The sequence below is a fragment of the Paenibacillus camelliae genome (assembly GCF_023715345.1).
GTDB classification, from domain to species: domain Bacteria; phylum Bacillota; class Bacilli; order Paenibacillales; family Paenibacillaceae; genus Pristimantibacillus; species Pristimantibacillus camelliae.
The window spans coordinates 16,609-35,917 of sequence record NZ_JAMBNY010000025.1; the positions used below are offsets into that span (position 1 = coordinate 16,609).

Sequence of the window (19,309 nt, forward strand, 5' to 3'; positions counted from 1 at the left end):
AAACGCAATGGGATGAAATCTATTCAGATTTCATCCCATTTTTATTTCTCTGGTTTTGAGTTTGATATTCGTCTAATGTGTATTGAATGAGCTCCTCTAAAACGTTGGTATCAATATCAGCTAATTTATTTACATAAATACAAGCCTTACTTTTCGTATGCTTACCAAAGCGTTCTAATATCTTTTCTCTTTCTACTTTCATTCTCCACGCGTTCAATAAACTCAATTACACTATTATCCGTTTCCTTCATCTTCGGCTCGTCATGCATGCATACCCCTTTCCGTTGAATAATATGTGATTTCATAATTATTATTAACATTATTATTATTACATTCTAGATTACTAGCCGATTCGCTACATTATAAATGTTTAATAATTGTTTATTATTTGTTGATAGGAGATAAGTACAATAGAAAAGTACTACTGATAAATTACTAGTTTTAGCACAATTTAAGACAGAAAGGGGCATCATTGATGAGTAAACGATGGTTAAAAAAGTTTGGAAATTCCATACTTAGTTTTACATTAGTCGTTTCATTAGTAACAGTAGCAATGCCAGTCCATGTGAATGCAGAAGCTGAAGCAGTAGAGATTGGTATCAATGTACAGAAAGCCTACGATGTAGATGTCGTGCTAGCGTTGGATAATTCTACGCAAAATATAGACAGCTACAAGGAGGACTTAGAACGGGCATTAGAGGCTAGAGGAGTAAATGCTAGCAATCTTAATATTCAAGCGGTGCAAGTAAATGAAACGAATATTTTAGAAGGTAATTTTGAGCTTAATCTATTCTGGCCAGGTCCAGGGATAGACATGGATTCTCATGTAGAGTATTGGGAAGAAAATGCAGAGGAAATGACAACACAGCTATATTACGGTGAACTCGAAGTATATGGCAGTAAATTAGATTATGACGATAGGAATGGCGGAACTGGAGAAATTATTACGCTACATTTGGGGGAATCGATTCCGCCTGAGATTGTGGAGCTTAAAGTTTACATTAATCCATTCCGTGGATCGGACACGTCTACTATGTATCTTTACAAAACAGTAGATGGAGTTAAACAACAGCTTATTAGTCATTCTGGCTTTGTAGAAGAGAAATTTTATTTTGGTAGCTTTAAGCGCAACGAAGATTCGTGGGACTTTCACTTTAATGATGATACGGTTTTCGCTGGTAAAGAGGTCGAAATCATTTCTAAGGACTTCATGGAAGTTCTGCGTGAACCAAACTGGAGACCTACAGCTAGAAAGTATCTTGTTAACTTAAACGATGAAACGGTGCCTGACTTTGATGATTCCATTGCTTTAGGTGAGATTACTTCAAGAATGAACAATGATCAAATTCACTATATTGGCTGGGGCGAGGATAGTGATTTTGGCGGAAGCGATGATTTAACACAGAATCAAGCCGAATCATTTATTAATAAAAATAATGGTTTAGGTACATTTATTAATCGAGCTGGTTCAAGCTATGAGCAGCAAATCGAGCAAACGGCGGATTATATTGCTAGTCAATCACGTAATGAAGCCAACAATGAATATTTAGAACTGGGTCAAAACTATGATCTAATCGTATCTCCAGCATCTGAGCTTTCGAATACGAAGGATGAAAGTTGGCCAAATGGTAAATGGAGAATTGAGCATGATCCTGAAGTGTACGCTAGCAACACTGGTGTTGTTCCATACAGCGGTCAATACTTGGATGATTTCAACCCTACTTTTAGTAAAGTCGGAAAATACGATATTTATTACGCTGACGTACTTGTTAAAACCCTTTACGTACACAGACAACCGGTCAGTCGCTTTGATGTTGAGGTTAGTGAAAATCATGAGGTTGTACTAACAAGCCGATCCTATGATCTAGATACGCCAAGCGAAAATAACGGGATTCAGGAAGCAATCTGGCAGTGGAAGCGCACGACAGATGAGGCTTGGATAAGCGGGCAGCCAAGTAGCTTTGTACCTAATGAGGATTACATTATCCAACTTCTGGTTAAAGACTATCAAGGAACGTGGAGTATCGCTCGTTCACGCTATCAATCGACTCAGTCTGGTGCAGGTAAGCCAATTTCTGATTTCGAGCTTAGTGCGAATGAATTGATCTGGCCGTCTAGTACGATTCAGATTGAAGATACTAGCTACGATCCTCGTAGTGCTTCAATAAGTCAATACGAATGGACAGTGTACAAAGGATCTGAGGAAATCTATAAAGGTAACTCACCAAAGCTAGATTTTGCAGATGAAGGTGTAGGGACGTATAGAATTTCACTTAGAACGAAGAACGAGCATGGTACTTGGTCAGAGACCTTTAGTCGCTTTCTGAACATTTTACCTAATCATGAACCTACGATCTCGAGTATCGGTGAGCAAGCAATCACAGAAGGAACAACGAAAGAGATTGCTTTTCAAGTAGAGGATGCAGAGACAGGTGTTTATAGTGTTACGGTAACAGGTACAACTTCAGATTCGGCATTGATTCCGAATGAGAATATTGTAGTAAGTGGCAATGGAAAGGATAGAGTTGTTTCTATCACACCAGCTCTTGGACAAGCAGGCGAAGTAACGATTACATTAACAGCAACTGATGGTAATATGTCGGTTGTGCAAACATTTAAGGTTACGATCGTTGAGAAGAGTGCTCCTACAATTAGCAGCATCGAGAACCAAAGCGTTAACATCGGCACTCCTTCTGAGGAGATTAACTTCACCATTAGCGATGAGGTTATCTCAGCTGACTTAATTACGGTAACGGCTTCTTCTTCTAATCAAGAGCTAATTGAAGATGCTAGCATTGAGCTTGGTGGTACGGGTGAAAATCGCACGATTCGCTTCACTCCAGTTGCTGGTGCTTCAGGAACGGCGGATATAACGATTGAAGCTAGGGATCCAGGTGGAAAAAAGGCTGTTCAAATTTTCCAAGTTACGGTTAGTGATTTTACACCACCTAGCATTGTAAATGTTGAGGTTGTAGATCCAGAAACCCGTTATAAGCCAGGAGACACAATCATCATAAGAGTTACCTTTGACGAAGAAGTTACTGTTAACGGTGTGCCTGAGTTAGCGCTTGATTTCGGTAGCGAGCCTATTCGTCAAGCACAATATACAGGTGGCAGCTCTACAACTGAGCTAACTTTTGAATATACGATCCAACCTGGTGACGATACAGAGGAAATTCGTATTGCAGCTGAGCAGGCATTACAGCTTGCAGATGGAACGATTCAAGACAGCAACGAGAATGATGCGAATGTGAATCTGTCTGAAGACTTTGTGTGGGATACACTAATTGTAGATACTACACCTCCAGGCAGACCAAGCATTGAAGCTCAAGCTGTACAGCCTGGCACAATGGTTAATATTATATCTGGTACACCTGCTGAGGGAGAGACAGCTTGGTTGGCACCAATTGGTACGACAACCTTCGAGGAAGGGACAACTATTACCAAATTAGTTGGTGATGGAACGAATAATCAAATCGAAGCGCCTGCTGCAGAAGGTACGTACTACCTGTATGTGGTGGATGAAAGTGGTAACGTATCGATGGCTTCGGAGTTTGCTGTTATTGTCGATAACACACCACCTAATATGGCAATGATGTTATTGCCAATCGCTGGGGACAACACGATTAATAATCTAGAGTCGAAAGAGGTAACTCTCTCTGGTACAGCTGAAGCACATGCTAAGGTTGAAGTAACTTTTATTGATCAACAAAATAACACCGTTATTATCGTCGCGTTTGCTGACGAGAATGGTGCATGGAGCATACCTCCTAGTGATATTAGTTCATTAGTTGATGGCACGATTACAGTAAGTGTGAAGGTGATTGATGCTGCGGGTAATGAAAGCATGGAGATCACTCAACCGTTATTCAAAGATACGCTTTCACCTAATGTACAGAATGATGTGCTTACAAGCTCTCGATATGTACAAGGGGGCAAAACCATTTCACTTGACTCAGCAGCTGGAGATGGTGAGAAGGTATTTATAGCGCCATATGGAACGCCGCTTCAAGATTTAGTAGCTAATGGCGAAACCATTACGAGTGTTGCAGGAAATTACACGTCTATTACTGCACCAGAGGCAGACGGCACCTACTATATTTATATCGTAGATGCAGCAGGCAATATTTCTGAGCCAACTCAAGCTTCTATTGTTGTTGATAATCAGCTACCAACGATAAATTCTTTAACTCCAAGTACAACAGAGTGGGTCAATCATCCTGTTCTAGTTTGGATCAATGCTTCCGATGATAATGGTAGCGGGATAGCTGAGGTAAAATACGCATACGGCTTTCAGCAAGAAGATTACTTTAATACTAACGGAACTCAAGCTAATGACTATTGGTTTGAAGCTAATGTGAACGGGGTTTACTCGGTTTATGTTCGTGACCTTGCAGGTAACGAGCGAGTCGATATCATCCACGTTTCCAATATCGATAAGGAAAAGCCAACAGCACCTATTATCGATCTTCAGCCTAATAGAGACTTCTACAATAATGAGTACACGTTCTCTATTATTCCTGGTCAAGATGCAGTATCCGGAGTAATTAATACAGAATATCGTATCGTAGGGGCAGCAGGTCAAGATTGGACTTCTTATGCGGATCCGCTTGTACTGACTGAAGAAGGTACGTATACGATTGAATCAAGAACGTACGATCTGGCAGGTAATGTTAGTGACATTACGACACGGACAATTGTAATTAATAAAGAAATCTCTGTATTTCCAAGTGTAACCATCTCACCTGATCAAGGGCTTAGCAATAAGGATGTAACGGTTGTGATCTCAAAAACATTTGATGAAACAGATCAATCTGAAGCTGAGCATGCTGAGATATACTACAAGCTTCCAGGTATGGATCAGTTTGTTCCTTACAACGAGCCATTTGTTATTGGACAGGAAGGCCAAACTGTAATTGAAATCATGATCATAGATCGTTCAGGTAATGAAGTCAGCATTACAAAAACAGTAAATATTGATAAAACTCCGCCTGTTAATCAAGATCAGATCATTGCAGAGGATGTCTTAACGAAAGGTAACACATTTATCTCCATTCAACCATCCATGGACGTTGAGGATACGATTTGGTTGGCACCTGAAGGAACGGTTTCATTCGTTGAGGGTGGATCAATGACTAAGGTAACTGGTGATGCAACGAAGATTGTTACACCACAATTGGATGGAAATTATAAGTTCTATATTATTGATAAAGCTGGAAACATTTCACTGGCTAGTGAAAAGACTGTTATCGTTGATAACACGCCTCCAGTAGTAACAGGTATTGAAAATGGTGAAACGTATAAGGAGTACCCTACGGTTAGCTTTGAAGAAGGAACAGCTACTCTAAATGGACAACCTTTTGAAAGTGGCACGACCATTGAAGCTAACGGCGAATATACCTTGAGACTAACTGATGCTGCAGGCAACAGTACGGTTGTTAGATTTACAGTAGACAATGATAAAGAATCTGTAGATAAAGACACAGAAGCCTTGCGAATTGAGTTCGCTCCAGGAGATCGACCTGATTGGGTATCTAAAGATATTTCACTAACTGACTTAGGATATTACGGAAGTGATGTGAAATGGAGCAGCAGTCATGAGGATATTCTATCCGCAGAAGGTAAAGTTACACCTCCTACAGTAGATACAGAGGTAACGCTAACGGTAACAATCACTAAAGGTGATTACACGTTAGAAAAGACCTTCACAGTAGTTGTTGTCGCTGACCCAATTAAGCCTGTAGTGGCACTCCTTGGCAGCAGTAATGTAATTGTAGAACAAGGTCAAATCTATGTAGAGCTTGGTGCACAAGCAATTGATAACATGGATGGAGATATTACAGATCGAGTTGTAATGAGTGGCTTTATTGATACTAAAAAGATTGGTAAATACACGCTGATCTATACGGTCTCAGATCTAGCTGGAAATATCGCACAAGTAAAACGTACGGTGACTGTAGTTAAACCATCAACACCGGCTAGCACAGTTGTCCAAGTAGATGGCGATAAAAGTGTTACTGATCAAAAAATCAGAGAAGCACTCCTTGAAGCTGAAAAGAGTAAAACTGGTAAAATCATACTTGTAACGACGGAAGAAGCAGAGTATGGTGCACCTATTAAAGTTAGCATCAGCAAAGAACAGCTGAGAACAGCTAATGAACAAAACACTAAAATTGAGCTTCAATCGGGCAATGCTTCCATTATTGTACCAGTTGGTGAGCTTGATCTTACTTCTCTAGATGGAAATTCCAGATTAGAGTTAGTGATTGAGAAAGTAGATGTCGAGCTAGAACAAAACCAAAACATCGTTTCAGCTATTGATAAGATGAATGCTGACCTTGCGATTTACGATAACAAAATTTTCGACTTCAAGATGAGAGTGGTTGAAGAAGATTCTGAAGGAAATGTTATCAGTGAAAAGGACATTGAAAATTTCCAAACGACAGAAGATATCGTATTGAATATTTTCATTGGAACGAATATGAACGAGCAGCAGCGCTTTATGACGTTCTACTTCAACGAGACATCGGAAGAGTGGGAGTACATTAGAAGCAGCTATGATGAACAATCTGGTAACATGAGTTTGTTAACGAATCATTTAAGTATTTACTCTGTTATGGCGACCACTAAGGAACAAAAACAGGCAGAGTTGAGTAATATTTTGAACAAAGAAAATATTACAGTTAAAGAAGTTCGCAACATTCTTGAAGATCCAGATATGGACTTTGATCAAGATGCAATGGATAAGTATGCTGAATTTACTGATGTTCACAAGGATGCTGTAGCGGAAGATATTATCACTAAAAAGCCAACAGGTGGCTATCAATATCCTTCACTGCGCGAGCAAGTAACGACCAGCGTGAATAACAAATATGAGGCTGTAACCTCGGATACAGAAAAACCTGTCATTAAGCTTACTGGTCCAAGTGTTGTTTACGTGCAAAAGGGTAATGCGTATCAAGAGCAAGGTGTAATGGCTACAGATGACCAAGATGGTGATATTACGGGCCGAGTCATTATGATTGGTGCAGTAGATTCAACTAAGCTTGGCACATATATCTTGCGTTATATCATTACCGATGCTAATGGAAATCAATCTGAAATTACAAGAGAAGTAGTCGTACTAGAAGCTAGCTATGATGATGTAGTGGTAGTGACTCCAGAGGAAGAGGTTGAAGAGGAGCCAGAATTGCCAGTTGTTATTGTAGATAGCAAAAATAGTGGCTACATTATTAAAGAGAACAAGGATCAAGCAATTGTAGCAAACAAAGAACCGAAAATGCGTTTGGTTGGCGAAGTGTACAATGTAGAAGCCGTATCAAAAGATACGACTGGTCCAATTCAAGTACAGTTTAGCTATGATCCAAGCGACATTACGAATCTGAATCAGCTAGCTGTATATACGTACAACAAGGCTGAGAAACGTTGGGTAGCCGTTGGTGGCATTATTGATGCTAAAAATAATACAGTTACCATTATGTTGGATTCTCCAGCAACTATTGCGCTAATGGAAAATAAGGTTGTCTTTAAAGATCTTGATGGACATTGGGCAAAAGATGTTGTTGAATTGCTAGCAGCTAGACAAATTATTACAGGCGATAATGAAGGAAACTACAACCCTAACATTGGTATTACTAGAGCTGAATTCTCAACATTAATTGTAAGAATGCTTAATCTTCCAATGAATGAGTCTAATAGCCAGTTTGCTGATGTATCGGACAAATGGTACGAGTCTTATATTACAACTGCACAAAACTTTGGTATTGTAAAAGGGGTAAGTGAGACAAGCTTCGAGCCTGAGCGTGTCGTCTCGAGACAAGAAATGGCTGCAATTATTATTAGAACACTTAAGAAATACAAGGATATCGACATCACTGCAGAAGAACTAGAACAGATTGCTCAGTTCTCCGATACAGAGAAAATAAGCGGATGGGCATTCGAGGATGTCTATACGGCAAGAAAGCTAGGGCTTATGATTGGTAGAAATGGCAACAAGTTTGCTCCTCAAAGCCCGACATTAAGAGGAGAAGCCGCTTCAGTTATCTACAATTTACTGAAGGAGCTTGATCTAATCTAATTGATGCTTGAGAAGACCTTCTAGCTGTCCTGGTGGATAGCTAGAAGGTCTTTTTTATGACTACAATACCTGAGATGGTTAATGGCTTATATCGGAACATGGAGGCTGCTATTTGCTATGTAGTCATTGAACAGGGTATACTTTCAAAAAGATAGTCTGATAGAAAAAATACGGGAATCAGGCTTTATAGGAGGCAAACATGTCCTGGAGCAAATTGAAGCAGCAGCTAGAAAGTTTTCTTTCTCCTGCATTAGTTGGAAGGTTTGAATATCGACCAACGGGCTATCGTTATTTACCTGATAAAGCAGGCCTTTGTTATATAGCTGTAGATAAAAAGAACATATTCAATATGAGAGATGCAACGACGACAATCAAGTGGTACCAGTCAGACTTAGAAATTAAAAATGATCCTGATATTCAAGTCCCTATTAGCGATGCAGAAATTGATGCGGTAAGAAAAGCTAGCAATGGGAACGTTCCAGAGGAGCGTCTAGCAGTCATTGCAAGAGGGAGAAAAATATCAACACATGCCAAGCAGCTATTATCCGCACAAGCATCATTAAGTAAGTCAAACTTTGTTACAGTAGCTAATACATTTTTATCCCTTTCCATAGAGGAAAGCATCGAGAGTGACGACATCTTATTGAATATTTTAGCTTTAGTAGACCGTAGAGTAGGGAAAAAACGAATCCTAAACATGCGTGAGAGCGTGAAGGCAAAGCATCCCATTGTTCAGTATTTTTATGAATTAAGGCTTAGTACGTTATGATGCAATCATAGTATTTCTTCAAATGGACATACTACCTCCTTAAAGGAGGGGACAGCCATGGAGCGTGAGCAAGATTCTCCAAAGGAGAAGCGCCTGTCTGACAAGACTGAGACAGAGCAAGCTAATATTCGCATGGATCGCGAATTTTATGGCGATTCGCAAATCGAGCATCCGGAGGAAGTCACGGTGCCTTTTGTAAATCGCAACCAAAGCTAGCATAAATGAATACTCCAAAAAACGCAGAAGGCAGGCTAGACCACATCAAGTGGGTAAGCCTGCCTTTATTTGTAATTTACAATACGCTGTGAATTGTTATATACTTTTCTGATGGCTTTAAATGAATCAGCTAGAGGAGTTTTCTTTATGAAGAAAGGTATTATATACGGTTTATTAGCTTACTTAACGTGGGGGTTGCTTCCTTTATACTGGAAATTGTTTAACGCGATGCCAGCAGGCGAAATACTAGCTCACCGCATCCTATGGTCCTTCGTATTCGTTGCTGTGCTTGTGACAGTGGCTAAGCGCTGGAAGCAGCTTAAAAGTGTTGTTAAAGACCGCAAAAGCAGATGGGCTGTTGTGCTCTGCTCGATTTTTATAAGCTGTAATTGGTTATTATTTATTTGGGCCGTTAATAGTGGCAATGTCATTGAGACAAGCCTAGGCTATTATATGAATCCATTAATTAGTGTAGTATTTGCTGTGTTGTTCCTGAAGGAAAAGCTTCGCGCAGGTCAATGGGCAGCGATTATTATTGCTGGGATTGGAGTCTTGTTAATGGCTGTTCAATATGGTCATGTGCCTTGGATCGCTATTGTGCTCGCGGTATCATTCGCACTGTATGGATTAGCTAAAAAGGTTGCTCAATTAGATGTCCTATTGGGTCTTACCTGGGAAACGATGATCGTCGTTCCGATTGCAATGATTTATCTGACTTTCATTCAAGTTGATGGCAGTGCAACTGTTCATACTTTATCTGGTGGATCTATGGTGCTCTTGCTGTTGTCTGGTGCGTTCACCGCACTACCCTTATTTTGGTTTGCTAAAGCAGCTGAGAGGCTGCCACTTTCCATGGTAGGCTTTATCCAATATATTGCGCCTACAACTAGCCTGCTGCTCGCTATCTTCGTATTTGATGAGGAATTCACAGAGGCACAGCTCGTTAGCTTTACATTTATTTGGTTTGCATTAATTATCTATACATTCGTTTCGTTTAGAAAAGCAAAAGCATCTAAGCAGTTAAGTGAAGCTGCTTAAGCATAACCACAATAGAAGTTTTTTGTATAAGTACGACAAGATGGCAGCTCGGTTCCTAGAATGATTAGGAGCGGAGCTGCCATTTTTTAAAGCTCTTCTATTGCTCTTCCATTAATTCTTCTTTAAAACCTTCAATACTCTGTTTTCTACGCTCATTTTTTTCCCTAATCTCATGCTTTTCAGAAGCAGTTAATTCATCAGCCAACTCATATAAATACTCTTCAGCCTCTTGCATATTAGCTTTTGTGTTTTCGATGTGCTGCTGCAGATGAATTTTATTATCCTCACGGTTATCCGGCTTTGGCTTTGTCACAGTATGAACCTCCTTTCATGCATTAGTACCTTGTTAACGTAACCATTCTGAAAAGAGGTTATTCCTACAGATTCGCGACAAGCCTTGAAGAACAAACAAGCTTTTTGTAAGTGGTAAAGATTTTACCGAAACAGTAATGATATTGCATTGTTGATGGTTTTTCAGAAATCTATAATAAGTTCATATCGAGGAGGTGAGGTTCCAATGAAACAAATAGCCACTGATACAGCGATAAAAAAGCCTGCTACTAAAAGTAGAAAAATTAGCAAAAATGATTTGAGAAATAATGTAGCAGGCTATCTATTTATTGCACCTATGTTAATAGGAAGTGCTGTTTTAATTCTCTTCCCTATCATTGCTTCGTTCTTCCTAAGCTTTACCGATTGGAATTTCGTCACCGGATTAGGAGGAGCAAGCTTCGTAGGGTTAGATAACTTTTCTGCTCTATTTCAAGATTCAATCTTCTTGAAAGGGCTTACCAATAACTTTATTTTGTTATTGGTTGTACCGTTTGGATTAGCGATCTCGCTTATTCTAGCAGTAGTCATAAACAAAGGGGTATATTTCAAGGACACCTTTAAGGTGATTTATTTCATGCCGTATATTTCTAGTACGGTAGCGATTGCCTTAGTGTTCCAAGTACTATTTCATCCAACTGCAGGACCTATTAATCAGATCCTTATGGCACTTGGAGTGGAGAATGTACCTGGCTGGATTGCCAGCTCAGATTGGTCGCTCATCTCGGTCATGATTATTATCGTCTGGACCCAGATCGGTTTTCAAATCATTATGTATATCGCTGCACTACAGAATATTTCTGCGCAATTGTATGAAGCAGCGAATGTCGACGGAGCGTCGAAGTGGTATCAATTTTTCAAAATTACGGTACCACTTGTAACACCAACCACCTTCCTGTTGCTCATACAGGGTGTCGTCCATACATTCAAAGTATTCGACCTCATCATCGTTCTAACAGAAGGCGGACCAGCAAATTCATCCACCATACCGGTGCTGTATTTGTACCAGCAAGCTTTTGAGGAATTGAAAACGGGCTATGCTTCGGCAATTTCTGTTATCTTGTTCCTTATCTTAATCGCGATTACCTTCTTACAATGGATTGGACAGAAGAAGTGGGTAAACTACTAGAAAGGAGGGCGAAGGATGGAGACGGGTTTAAAGACTATCAAATGGCCTAAAGTGTTCGCAACCCTCTTGTTTGCCATAATTGGATTACTTTTTATCACGCCATTTCTTTGGATGATATCATCATCTTTTAAGACAGAAGCTGATGTACTTAAATTTCCTATCGAATGGATTCCTTCGACTTGGAACGCTGTAGAAAACTATTCAGAGGTCTGGGCTGGAACAAAATCCTTTGGTTTGTACTATTGGAATTCAATCAAAATTGCAGTATTAACGACCATTGGCTCAGCAGGCTTTTCCTGTCTTGCTGCTTATGCTTTTGCTAAAATTCAGTTTAAGGGTAGAGACATGCTTTTCTTGGTCGTACTAGCGACCTATATGATTCCACCACAAGCGATTATTATTCCGCAGTATCTCATTTATTCTTCGAGCGGATTGATAGATACGCATCTTGGATTAATACTATTGAACTGTTTCAGTGCCTTCGGTACCTTTATGCTTAGACAATTTTTTATTTCTGTGAATGATGAAATCATTGAATCGGCAAGAATGGACGGCGCAGGACATTTCCGTACTTTCTTTAGTATGGCGCTTCCACTAGTGAAGCCAGCGCTTGCAACTTATGCGATCCTTCGATTCATCTGGACCTGGAATGATTATCAAAATCCGCTTATCTTTTTGCGCTCTGAGACGCAATATACGATCCAAATTGGCATTAAGCAGTTTGCCGATGCTCACGGATCCATATATTCTTTGATGATGGCAGCAGCTGTTTCAGCCATTGTTCCACTGCTTGTTGTATTCATTATTGGTCAAAAGCAAGTCATTGAAGGAATTGCGCTTGGAGGCGTAAAAGGATAAGGACAATACAAAAAACTAAAGAAAAAGGGGATTCGTATGAGAAAAAGATCAATTGTAACATTGCTATCTGTTATTATGATTATTAGCCTAGTGCTGGCTGGTTGTGGTAACAGTGGCAATAGTGCAGCAGGAGGAAAACAAAATCAAGCTGATGATGGACAAGTAACGCTTAATCTTTACACTTGGATCAACGAGGAGAATGGAAACTGGGAAAAAACGATTGCTGCCTATGAGGAAGCTAATCCAGGCGTTAAGGTAAACGTTAATGCACTTGTTGAAAATATGAATGCCGATGATTATTTGAAAAAGCTTGATTTACTAGCAGCAGCTGGTGACAAATTAGATCTATTAATGTTCTCCAACTCGGAGGATCTAGCGAAGAGAATCTCTGCAGGTATGGTCGAGCCAATTAATACCTACATTGAGAATGAAGGAATAGACGTTGAGGAATTGTATAATATGGGACCTTCACCAGCAGGTGAGGATGGCTCTTACTACGCACTTCCTACAAAACACAATACGTATTTGATTATGATGAATAAGGATCACTTGGATGCAGCGGGATTGCCTGTACCAACAGATTGGACTTGGGATGATTATAAGGAGTATGCTAAGCAATTAACGACTGATGAGCATTATGGTTCTTATCTTCATACTTGGGCTACAATCTTTGATACGTTAAAGCTATTTAGCAAAGGGGAAGAGAATCTTCTAATCAAGGCGGATGGTTCATCAAATATGGATGACCCTGCAGTTAGAGCCTCCTTACAATTACGTAATGAATTGGAGCGAATCGATCAGTCTTCTGAGCCGTATGCAAACATCATTTCCCAGAAGCTAAATTACCGTCAGCAATTCTTTACAGAGAAAGCAAGTATGATTCCGATTCCAAGTTATATGGTGACAGAATGGGGCGGTTTTACACCAGAATTTACGATTGCTTGGGCACCATGGCCGAAGGATCAAGCAGATGATGCACAATACCGCTATACATCTGCAGACATGATTGCACTTGGAAAAAATTCAGCCAATAAAGAAGAAGCATATAAATTTATGAGATGGATGTCCACGGAGGGCATGCTTGTTCAAAACAAGGCGATTCCTTCTTGGAAACAAACAGATATCAGTGAAGTATTGAATAATCTTGTATCGACAACGGCAAAGCCGGAAGCTGTTGATGTAGAATCTCTAGCATATGTCCTTGAGCATGGCGAGGAAGCACAACAGTTCCTTCCTGCAGGTTACATGACTGAAGTATATAATGCTTTCAAAGCCGAGGTCGATAAGTACATGCTAGGTGAACAGGATTTGGATACAACATTAAAAGGTGCTACTGAAGAAGTTCAAAAAGTTATTGATCGTAATCAGTAATGGATAAAGCTTGAAGTTGAAGAGGGAGAGAGAGTAATCTCTCTCTCTATACGTTTAGTTGGAGATTGAGAAGTGGACGAGGTGAAGTCATGAGAAGTCTGAAGCGAGCATGGAGAAATCAATCATTGAGGGGAAAGCTGATCATTTCTTCAGTTTTTTGTGTCCTTTTACCTTTGATCTTCTCTTTTATCATGATGAATCGTCTCGTTCAAGAAGAGCTGGTGCATAATTCAGTTGTACAATCCAACGAAACGTTAGAAGTGTTAGATATCCAAATGACCGACTATTTTGATAATCTTCTGTATTTATCCAACTACATTCAGTTCAATGACAGCTTGCAAGCAATATTACTTCACACGATCGAAAGAACGAAGCAAGATCCAACGAATGTCGATCTGCAAGCGCTTAGTGATATTGAAATATCAAGAAATTTAGAAGCAGTGACAAACTTATTAGTTCCCTCATACTTGTCCATCGTAATCGATAACGGCTACGCGTATACGAATTTTCCGAATGTGAAGTGGAATGCTCAGTCTTGGACAGAACAATATGCGGAGATTATAGACAAGCCTAGTTATGGCATTCACTGGATTGGCGTTCATCCGAACTATATCGAAGCAGAGAACACAGAATCACCTTATGTCGTCTCTATTGCAGGAGCATTAGAACTAACAAAAAATCATAAGGCCTTTCTGCTGCTTAGCGTCCGCGAAGAAGAGCTGCGTTCGTTAATGAATGAAAGGATCTTTAATACCCAGCAAGAGATAATGCTGGTTGATGCCAATGGGATCGTTGTTTCTCACAATAATCAAGAGCTTACCCAGCAGCCCTTCCCTTTTTATGAAGAAATGCAAGAGGGAGGTTCACATCATGTCGTACATTATAACCAGAAGGAGTACGTCATGGTGAGTCAACCGTTTACCTACGGAGAGTGGAGTATCGTTAGCCTCATTCCGCAAAAGACAGCAATCGGGAACATCCAGAAAATTATGAGGAATACGTTATTTACGATAGTTATATTTTTTATCATTTTTCTTTTATTGTTGATCTTAGTTGTTAGTCTATTGACGAAGCCGCTGAAGACGCTCTATAGAGTAATCGCGCAAGTAAAGATAGGAAATTTGCGTGCTCGATCAGGGCTTACAGGTCGAGGGGATATCGAGCAATTAGGCCAATCTTGGGACAAGATGATGGATACCGTTGAGCAAATGATTGAAAAAATTAAAAATGTAGAAAAGAGTAAGCGAAAGGCTGAGTTAGAGATGCTGCAGGCTCAGATTAACCCGCACTTCTTATTTAATACGTTGAATTCATTAAGGCTGAAAATAACGCTAAATGGAGATCATGAAAGCTCGAAAATTCTGCAATCCTTATCTTTGCTGCTGCGCATGACATTTAATCGCAAGGATGAGTTCGTTACGCTTCAAAATGAAATCGAAGTCGTTCGACATTATATACAATTAATGAACTTTAAGAGCAACTCCAAAATAGAGCTTGTAGAAGATGTGGCACAGGATACGTTAAATTATAATGTTCCATGCTTTTTCCTCCAGCCCCTAATTGAAAACTCCATCTTTCATGGGCTTCAAAACAAAAATGGGAATATTACAATTAGATCAAGGTTTGTTGGAGATGGGTTGATTATTCAAGTCGCCGATAATGGAAAAGGATTATCTGCAGAAGCATTACAGCATCTAAAAAATGAACTGCAAGCGACGAGTTCCGAAGTAACGAAGCAAACTAAGTCCTCCTTTACCGGTATCGGGATTGGGAATGTATTTCAACGGATGAGATTAATCTATGGATATCAATTCAGGATGGAGATCGAAAATAATCCTAGCGGTGGAACGCAGATCATGTTTTTCATTCCAGGACATTACGAGGTGTAGAATGTGTACAAAATCTTATTAGCCGACGATGATTACCTCGTCTTAGAATATTTGAATAAGATGATTCCTTGGGGCGATTTAGGGTTTGAGGTGGTTGGATTATGCGAGGACGGTCAACAGGCGTTGAATTTGGTTGCAGAAAAACAACCAGATGTTATTATGACCGACATAGGCATGCCACATACGGACGGAATAACCCTTATAAAGCAGGTCAATAAGGAACATCCAAAGGTAAAGTCGATCTTTTTAACCTGCTTCGATGACTTTCTATATGCACAGGAAGCTATTCGCTTAGGTTCTTTTGATTATATATTGAAGGAAACGATGGATTCCGAAAGTATTACAACGATGATGATACGTCTAAAGTCGGAATTGGATAAAACGCAGTTTAATCATAAAGCATTGAACAATATGAAATTCCTAATCAAAGAAAACTTAACCTTACTTAGAAGCAAGCTATTAGAACGCTTACTAGTGGGGGATTCAAGAGTAATTGCTGACTGGCTTAAGAAACATGAGCATGAGCTTGAACTGGACTTCACCTATAGAAATTGTATTCCTATTATATCGTTCATTGATGATTACGAAGAACTTGTTACGTCGAGGTTTTCAGCGGATACATTGAAGTTTGCTGTAGATAACCTCATTACTGAGACAGTGGGTAGAACAGGGAAAGGATTTTGTCTGTTTCATAAGGAGGATACGTTCTTTATCATTTATGCTCAGGACGGCAATGTATCTGAATTAGACGCGAGACAAGCTGTTGAAGACATAAATGCCAACCTGCGCAGCTACTTGAAGCTGAGCATCACTTCAATTATAGGCGGCGCATGTACATTTCCTGAAGGCTTGAGCAATGAATTGAATACAATGCTTGATTCATCTGAGCAAAGATTTTATCTGGCACATGGCTCTATCGCTAAGCTAAACGAGAGCCGTTTTTCGACTCATTACCCGTTACATTCGATGGATATGAATGAAGAGGTTAAAAGACTTCTCATTCGGGAGGATCAGGTAGGGCTTCAGGATTGGGTTTATCACTGGGCTACTTTTATCTCCGCACATCAATTTCAACCGAATCTCGTTAAAAAATGGGTGCTAAGTCTGTTGCTAGATCTGGAGAAGATGCTCCAATCGTTGCAAAACTTCGAATCTCACTCCATAGACTCCGTTGTTCATCGTTCCATTGACCGGTCAAAAACGGCGAAGCAGCTGACGAGAAGATTATTGGAACGACTTAGCCATGATGCTATGCGAATGAAAGAAATTAATCATTTGCCTAAAAAAACGGAGATTATGAAAGCTCAAAAGTATGTTTTATTAAATATGGATAAGAAAATTACGCTAAGTGACGTGGCCGAGCACCTGCACTTGAATCCAAGCTATTTCAGTAGAATGTTTAAGCAGCATACGAATATGAACTTCGTTGATTATGTCAATCACATGAAGATGGAGGAAGCTAAAAAGCTACTCGATCATACGAGTGAAAGTGTTGAATCCATTGCGGACAAGCTTGGATTTGAGAGTAAAAGTTATTTCTTAAAGGTATTCAAGAAATACTATGGGACATCTCCTGTTGAGTATAGACAAGGTGTCCGCATCGAATAGAATGGATCCAAAATGAGGTAGAGGAGAGAATATAATGTTATATCCGATAAATACAGCAACTCGAAGCGTCATTGATCTAAGTGGGATATGGAATTTTAAGCTGGACAAGGGTACAGGCTTTCAAGAAGAATGGTTTCGTAGGAAATTAACGGATACGATTCCGATGGCTGTACCTGCTTCTTATAACGATATTGGGGTGACGAAGGAAATACACGATCATGTGGGCTGGGTGTGGTACGAGAAGGTAATCAGTGTCCCTGCTGTGCTGCAAAGTGAAAGAATCGTGCTTCGTTTCGGTTCAGCGACCCATTTGGCTAAAGTATACTTGAATGGAACCTTCGTGTTAGAGCATAAGGGGGGATTTTTGCCCTTTGAACTAGAAGTCAATGATTTTATTAACCAGCACGAGCTTCGGATTACAGTGGCTGTGAACAATATTATAGACGAAACGACGTTGCCCGTTGGCATTTATACAGAAGAGGAATATGAAGGGATCGGCAAAGTAGTACGAAACATTCCCAATTTTGATTTCTTTAACTATGCAGGTCTTCAGAGGCCGGTCAAGCTTTACACCACGCCAAGATCGTATATTCAAGATGTAGTGATTACAACCGATTATCAAGGCAAACAAGGGATTGTCAATTACAACGTCATTCAAGTAGGTGAAGACGCTACTGTAAAGGTGGCGATCATCGATGAAGCCGGGAATCTATTGGCATCGGGAGAAGGAGCTCAGGGGCGTCTAGAGCTTGACGATGTTGAATTATGGGAGCCATTACAGGCGTATCTATATACGCTGAAGGTTGAACTTCTGCAGAGTGGAGGTATCGTCGATGTTTATGAGGAGCCTTTCGGAGTGCGCACCGTCGAAGTAAAGAACGGGCAATTTTATATCAATGAAAAACCGTTCTACTTCAAGGGCTTCGGTAAGCACGAGGATTCGCCGATTCATGGACGTGGATTTGCCGAAGCAGTGAACGTGATGGATTTCAACCTTATGAAATGGACGGGAGCCAATTCCTTCCGTACCTCTCACTACCCTTATTCAGAAGAATTAATGAGGCTTGCTGATCGAGAGGGCTTTGTCGTTATTAATGAAACGCCTGCTGTGGGTGTACATTTTAATTTCCATGCGACGGAAGAGATGGTCGGAAAAGGTGAAGGCACTTGGGAAAGAGTAAAAACCTTTGAGCATCATCAGGATGTGCTGAGGGATATGATTGCGCGTGATAAAAACCATGCATGTGTTGTTATGTGGTCGATCGCTAATGAAGCGGCAACAGAAGAGGTTGGAGCTTATGAATATTTCAAACCGCTTGTTGATCTGACCAAAAATACGGACCCGCAGTCTAGACCTGTGACGATTGTAACCTATATTGGCTCCACGATCGACCGTGATCAAATTTCCGATATCATTGATGTTTTAGCATTCAACCGTTACTACGGATGGTATGATTATACCGCTGATTTAGAGGTAGCCGAAGTGATGCTTCGAGCAGAGCTTGAGGCTTGGAAGAAGCGCTATCCTAATAAGCCAATGATTATGACGGAATATGGCGCAGACACGGTCGCAGGGATGCATGAAGTGAATGGTGAATTATTTACGGAAGAGTTCCAATGCGATTACCTTCGCATGAGCCATAAGGTATTCGACGGTATCGACACCTTTATCGGCGAGCATGTATGGAATTTTGCTGATTTTGCAACTAGCGCTAGCATTCGCAGGGTGAATGGGAATAAAAAAGGCGTCTTTACTCGTGAAAGAAAACCAAAGGCAGCAGCACATGAATTACGCAAACGTTGGACAGATATTCCAGACTTCGGATATAAACCAATGAAGTAGGGAGCACTAATTTATTATCAATAATAAAAATCCTCAAAGACTATGCTCTGAGGATTTTTTTGTAGTGTGCCCAGCATGGGCGCTATCTCTAGGGTTCAAGTCCCGAATGGTGAAGGCAGTAGTAGCCATAGCTTAAGGCAAGGGTGTCCATCGCGAGGTGGAATCTGAAGGAAGCCAGCGG

Annotated in this window: 12 protein-coding genes; 10 read left to right on the top strand and 2 right to left on the bottom strand. The window is 40.3% G+C overall.

The window, feature by feature from the left end; genetic code table 11:
- Window positions 1–19 precede the first annotated feature (19 nt).
- A complete protein-coding gene (locus M3180_RS22055) occupies window positions 20–202 on the bottom strand; it encodes a hypothetical protein (protein ID WP_432806967.1) in 183 nt (60 codons plus the stop codon).
- Window positions 203–475: 273 nt separating this feature from the next.
- Here M3180_RS22055 and M3180_RS22060 point away from each other — a divergent pair, with 273 nt between their 5' ends.
- The 4 genes from M3180_RS22060 (at window position 476) to rarD (ending at window position 10,100) form a co-directional block, all read left to right on the top strand.
- Window positions 476–8,077 carry an immunoglobulin-like domain-containing protein gene (locus M3180_RS22060; RefSeq protein WP_251671555.1) on the top strand — a complete coding sequence of 2,534 codons (7,602 nt, stop codon included), beginning with the start codon at window positions 476–478 and terminating at the stop codon, window positions 8,075–8,077.
- Window positions 8,078–8,276: 199 nt separating this feature from the next.
- The gene (locus M3180_RS22065) at window positions 8,277–8,846 is read left to right on the top strand and encodes an SF0329 family protein (protein WP_251671557.1); all 570 of its coding nucleotides are present in this window, start codon (window positions 8,277–8,279) and stop codon (window positions 8,844–8,846) included.
- A 57-nt stretch (window positions 8,847–8,903) separates the two neighbouring features.
- Entirely contained in the window at window positions 8,904–9,062 is a 159-nt protein-coding gene (locus M3180_RS22070) for a hypothetical protein (protein ID WP_251671559.1), read from the top strand.
- Window positions 9,063–9,209: 147 nt separating this feature from the next.
- Window positions 9,210–10,100 carry an EamA family transporter RarD gene (gene rarD, locus M3180_RS22075; protein ID WP_251671561.1) on the top strand — a complete coding sequence of 297 codons (891 nt, stop codon included), beginning with the start codon at window positions 9,210–9,212 and terminating at the stop codon, window positions 10,098–10,100.
- 97 nt (window positions 10,101–10,197) lie between these two features.
- Here rarD and tlp read toward each other — a convergent pair whose 3' ends face one another.
- Window positions 10,198–10,413 (bottom strand): small acid-soluble spore protein Tlp, encoded by a 216-nt coding sequence (gene tlp / locus M3180_RS22080; RefSeq protein WP_251671563.1) that lies wholly within the window; start codon window positions 10,411–10,413, stop codon window positions 10,198–10,200.
- Window positions 10,414–10,617: 204 nt separating this feature from the next.
- Here tlp and M3180_RS22085 point away from each other — a divergent pair, with 204 nt between their 5' ends.
- From M3180_RS22085 to uidA, 6 genes are all read left to right on the top strand, one after another.
- Window positions 10,618–11,559 (top strand): carbohydrate ABC transporter permease, encoded by a 942-nt coding sequence (locus tag M3180_RS22085; protein ID WP_251671565.1) that lies wholly within the window; start codon window positions 10,618–10,620, stop codon window positions 11,557–11,559.
- A gap of 15 nt (window positions 11,560–11,574) precedes the next feature.
- Window positions 11,575–12,417, top strand: coding sequence for a carbohydrate ABC transporter permease (locus M3180_RS22090; RefSeq protein ID WP_251671567.1), 843 nt, complete (start codon window positions 11,575–11,577; stop codon window positions 12,415–12,417).
- Between the two features lie 36 nt (window positions 12,418–12,453).
- Complete coding sequence (locus M3180_RS22095; RefSeq protein WP_251671569.1) at window positions 12,454–13,788, top strand: ABC transporter substrate-binding protein; 1,335 nt, start codon at window positions 12,454–12,456, stop codon at window positions 13,786–13,788.
- An 89-nt stretch (window positions 13,789–13,877) separates the two neighbouring features.
- A complete protein-coding gene (locus tag M3180_RS22100; protein ID WP_251671571.1) occupies window positions 13,878–15,677 on the top strand; it encodes a cache domain-containing sensor histidine kinase in 1,800 nt (599 codons plus the stop codon).
- Window positions 15,678–15,680: 3 nt separating this feature from the next.
- A complete protein-coding gene (locus M3180_RS22965; protein WP_251671573.1) occupies window positions 15,681–17,285 on the top strand; it encodes a response regulator in 1,605 nt (534 codons plus the stop codon).
- Window positions 17,286–17,319: 34 nt separating this feature from the next.
- Window positions 17,320–19,128, top strand: a complete 1,809-nt coding sequence (gene uidA, locus M3180_RS22110) for a beta-glucuronidase (RefSeq protein WP_251671575.1) — start codon at window positions 17,320–17,322, stop codon at window positions 19,126–19,128.
- Window positions 19,129–19,309 lie beyond the last annotated feature (181 nt).